The 3,343-nt window shown below is 64.9% G+C and carries 3 protein-coding genes; all 3 read right to left on the bottom strand.

Annotated elements, in window-relative coordinates; all coding sequences use genetic code 11:
• Positions 1–83: 83 nt before the first annotated feature.
• The 3 genes from FGL98_RS24800 to FGL98_RS24790 are packed head-to-tail and all read right to left on the bottom strand — an operon-like array spanning position 84 to position 3,135.
• On the bottom strand, positions 84–1,073 hold the full coding sequence (locus FGL98_RS24800; protein ID WP_146321519.1) for a tyrosine-type recombinase/integrase: 990 nt from the start codon (positions 1,071–1,073) through the stop codon (positions 84–86).
• Positions 1,070–2,002, bottom strand: a complete 933-nt coding sequence (locus tag FGL98_RS24795; RefSeq protein ID WP_146321517.1) for a tyrosine-type recombinase/integrase — start codon at positions 2,000–2,002, stop codon at positions 1,070–1,072. The genes FGL98_RS24800 and FGL98_RS24795 overlap by 4 nt, the downstream gene beginning before the upstream one ends.
• Positions 1,999–3,135, bottom strand: a complete 1,137-nt coding sequence (locus tag FGL98_RS24790) for a site-specific integrase (RefSeq protein ID WP_222432412.1) — start codon at positions 3,133–3,135, stop codon at positions 1,999–2,001. The genes FGL98_RS24795 and FGL98_RS24790 overlap by 4 nt, the downstream gene beginning before the upstream one ends.
• Positions 3,136–3,343 lie beyond the last annotated feature (208 nt).

Here is a 3,343-nt window from a genome sequence, read left to right as displayed (position 1 = left end):
CTATGCCGACACCGCGACTATGCCGAGGCTTGAGGTTTTGCCGGTGCAATCACGCGTTGTCGCGGTCGGTGTCCTCGGCATAGTTACAGGCTCTCGAGGAATGCGAGTACCTTGTCCGGTGGCCGGTATCGACCTGGTTGCGCTGAGGTGGGTGTGGTCAGGGCAAGGGCTCTTTCCTTGATGCTGATGTCCGCGTGGATGTACGCGTCGGTGGATCGGACTCCAGAGTGTCCGAGCCACAGCGCGATCACGGAGGTATCGACGCCGGCCTGCAGTAAGGTCATGGCACAGCTATGGCGAAGGACATGTGGGTGAATTCGCCTACCTATCAGTGAAGGACAGTGTTGCGCGGCTACCGCAGCGTGAGTGCGCACTCGCAGCGCGACGGCATCCCGGCTGAGGCGTCTCCCGGTGCGGGTGGGGAACAGCGGGTCGCTGGGCTGTCCGGCTCGTTCGGTCAGCCAGGCTTTCAGTAACGCCTGGACTGGCCTGCTGAGCGGGACCGCGCGTTGCTTGCGTCCCTTGCCCTCGCAGCGCACGTTGGCCCCGACTCCGAGCGTGATGTCGCCGCAGTCCAGACCGATCAGTTCTGAGACGCGCAGCCCTGTTTGGGTTGCCAGCAGCATCAGGGTGCGATCTCGTCGGCCTTCCCATCGTGACTGGTCCGGTTCCGCGACCAGGGCGTTGATCTCGGTTGCGGTCAGGAACTCCACGACTCGCTTGGTGAACCGTTTGGGCGGTATCGCCAACACCCGCTGGATCAGCAGGGCATGCTCGGGGTGGCGTAGCGCGGCGTAGGAGAACAAGGATCGGATCGCGGTGAGCCGCACGTTGCGGGTCCGGATGCTGTTGTGGCGCTCCTGCTCCAGATAGTTCAGGAAGGCGGTGATCACCGTGGAGTCCAGGTCGTCCCAGTCGAGCTCGGCTGGCGATTTGCCGGTCTGCTGGTGCACGAATTGCAGGAGTAGCGTCAATGCGTCGCGGTAGCCGGTGATCGTGCGCGGGCTTGCTTGCCGCTGCTGGATGAGTCGGTCGGTGAAGAAGGCCTGCAGGGTCGGCGCGATCAGGGTCATGGCTGTGCCTCCAGCCGGGTGGAGTCTTGTCGGGCAGCGGCCAGGGCCAACAGTTCTGGTGCGGCCGACAGGTACCAGAATGTCGAGCTCGGCTCGCGGTGGCCCAAGTAGGTCGACAGTGAGGGGATCCTGGCCTGCACGTCTTGTCCCGAGCGGTACCAGCGCAGCAGGGTCCGGACCGCGAAGGAATGTCTGAGGTCATGCAGCCTTGGTGGGTGCGGCGAGTCGGCGCCGACACCAGTGGTGTTGACGAGCTGCCGGAAGGTCGGACAGACCACGGCGTATAGGAGACGCTTGCGGGTCAGGGACACAAAGAAGCTTGGCTCCGTGGGTCGTGGTTGGAGTTTGTCGCGCAGTGCGGCGTAGTCCTGCAATGCTTGCATGCTGCTCGGGTGCAAGGGCACCAGCCGGGACTTGCCGAACTTGGACTCACGGATCAGCAAGACGCCCTGCGTCCCGTCGACGTCGTCGCGGTCGAGCTTGATGGCCTCACCGATTCGTAGGCCGCTGGATGCGAGCAGGCCGATCAACGCCTCGTAGGTCGCGGCCCGCAGCGGCGAGGTCATCGAGGTGCGAGCCTGGTTCATCAACGTGGTGATATCGGTCGGTGAGTAGATGAACGGCTGGCGCCACCGTTGCCGGCTGGGCATCAGTCCGACTGGCGGGATTTGGGTCTCAGCGATTGTGCCGGACAGGTAGCGAGCGAAGCCTCGCACGGCCGTCATCCGCCGTGGCCCCACGGTGCTGACCGTGTCGGTCCCGGGTTGCTGGGCCCAGCCCAGGGCCGCCTCGATAGTCACCGTGGTCGCCTCGTGAGCGTCGAGGTAGGCCACGAAGCTCGGCAGTAACCGTCCGGCGTCGGCGAGTTCGTGACCGAGTGAGTGGCGTAGCTGCAGGTACTCGGCAAGTGACTGCTCGAGCGCGCTCATCGGGTTGCTCCTGGCCAGGGCTGGGCCACGTGCCGCAGCGCAGCGAGGTCGACCTTGGCGTATAGCGCTGTGGTGGCGAGGTCTTGGTGACGAAGCACCTGGCTGATCGCGGCCAGGCCAGCGCCGTGACGAAGCAGCTCAACGGCTAGCGCATGCCGCAGCCGGTGAGGTCCCACATGTGGCAGCCCGGCCCTCTTGCAGGCCCGCTCGACAACATCGCCGACCAGGTCCGCGCGGATCGGTCCGCGCGGGGCACGGCAGGTCAAGAACAGATGACGATCATCGCGGGATGCCCGCCCACGGGATAGGTACGCGACCAGGGCTTGACCTACCTCCGCCGGCAACGGCAAGCGATCGAGTCGCCCTCCCTTGCCGGTGACGACAAGTTCTCCGACCCGCCAGTCCACGTCCTGAAGGTGCAGGCGTGCCACCTCGATCGAGCGCAGCCCCAAACGAGCGATCAGCATCATGATCGCGTGGTCACGCACACCGACCGTGGTGTTGCAGTCGCAGCTGTCCAGCAACGACTGCACATCCGTCGCGCTCATCGTGGGCGGCACGGTAGCCAGGCGCCACCCACCAACCGGAGGGACTGCCGTGCCCAACCGCAACGGGGTAAGGCCCTGCAGATAAAGGAAGCGCAAGACCGACCGTAGCTCCGCTACTCGTCCCTTGGCTGACCCGGCCGACACTCGAGCGCACTCTCGAAGAAGGAAGTCGTTGACATCCTTACCGGTCAACCCTGCCGGTTCGAAACGGCCGCTGTCGCAGGCCTGCTCGGCCAAGAATCGACGTGCGGTCTTCTCGTAGCGCAACACCGTGGTCGCAGCCAGTCCACGATCCTGGACCAGCCAGGACCGAAACTGATCCAGCAACACCTCCAACGGTGTCGACGACGGCACCATCGCAGGGACCAGGCCCGCTTGCCTCAGATAGCTCAGCAACGGCACAATCGCCCGCGGTCCCGGGACCCTGCGATAGCCCGACGCTTGCCGGAACGCGCGGAACGTCTCGACCTGTTCCTCGTCCAGCTGGGCCACGTCCAGTCCCTCAGCCGAGAGCCACAGACCGACCTGGCCCAGTTCTTTCAACATGTTGCGGATCGTCCCGGACGTGTAGCTCTGCTGGGTCAACCACTCGCGGTAACTCTCGACCTGGCATCCCAGTTGACTGGGCTTTCTCCGTGTACTCGACACCACACTCGCCTCCTCGCGGGAGCGCGGTGCCCCCGCACTACGAGCGTGCGCTCAGCCTGTAACTATGCCGAGGACACCGACCGCGACAACGCGTGATTGCACCGGCAAAACCTCAAGCCTCGGCATAGTCGCGGTGTCGGCATAG

The sequence above is a fragment of the Leekyejoonella antrihumi genome (assembly GCF_007845645.1).
GTDB classification, from domain to species: domain Bacteria; phylum Actinomycetota; class Actinomycetes; order Actinomycetales; family Dermatophilaceae; genus Leekyejoonella; species Leekyejoonella antrihumi.
The sequence above is the reverse complement of the archived record's forward strand: the minus strand, read 5'-3'. Positions and strand labels throughout refer to the sequence as shown.

Excerpts from the sequence above, each read along its gene's own strand:
- FGL98_RS24800 (WP_146321519.1), bottom strand. The coding sequence starts at position 1,073 with ATGACCCTGATCGCGCCGACCCTGCAGGCCTTCTTCACCGACCGACTC.
- FGL98_RS24795 (WP_146321517.1), bottom strand. The coding sequence starts at position 2,002 with ATGAGCGCGCTCGAGCAGTCACTTGCCGAGTACCTGCAGCTACGCCAC.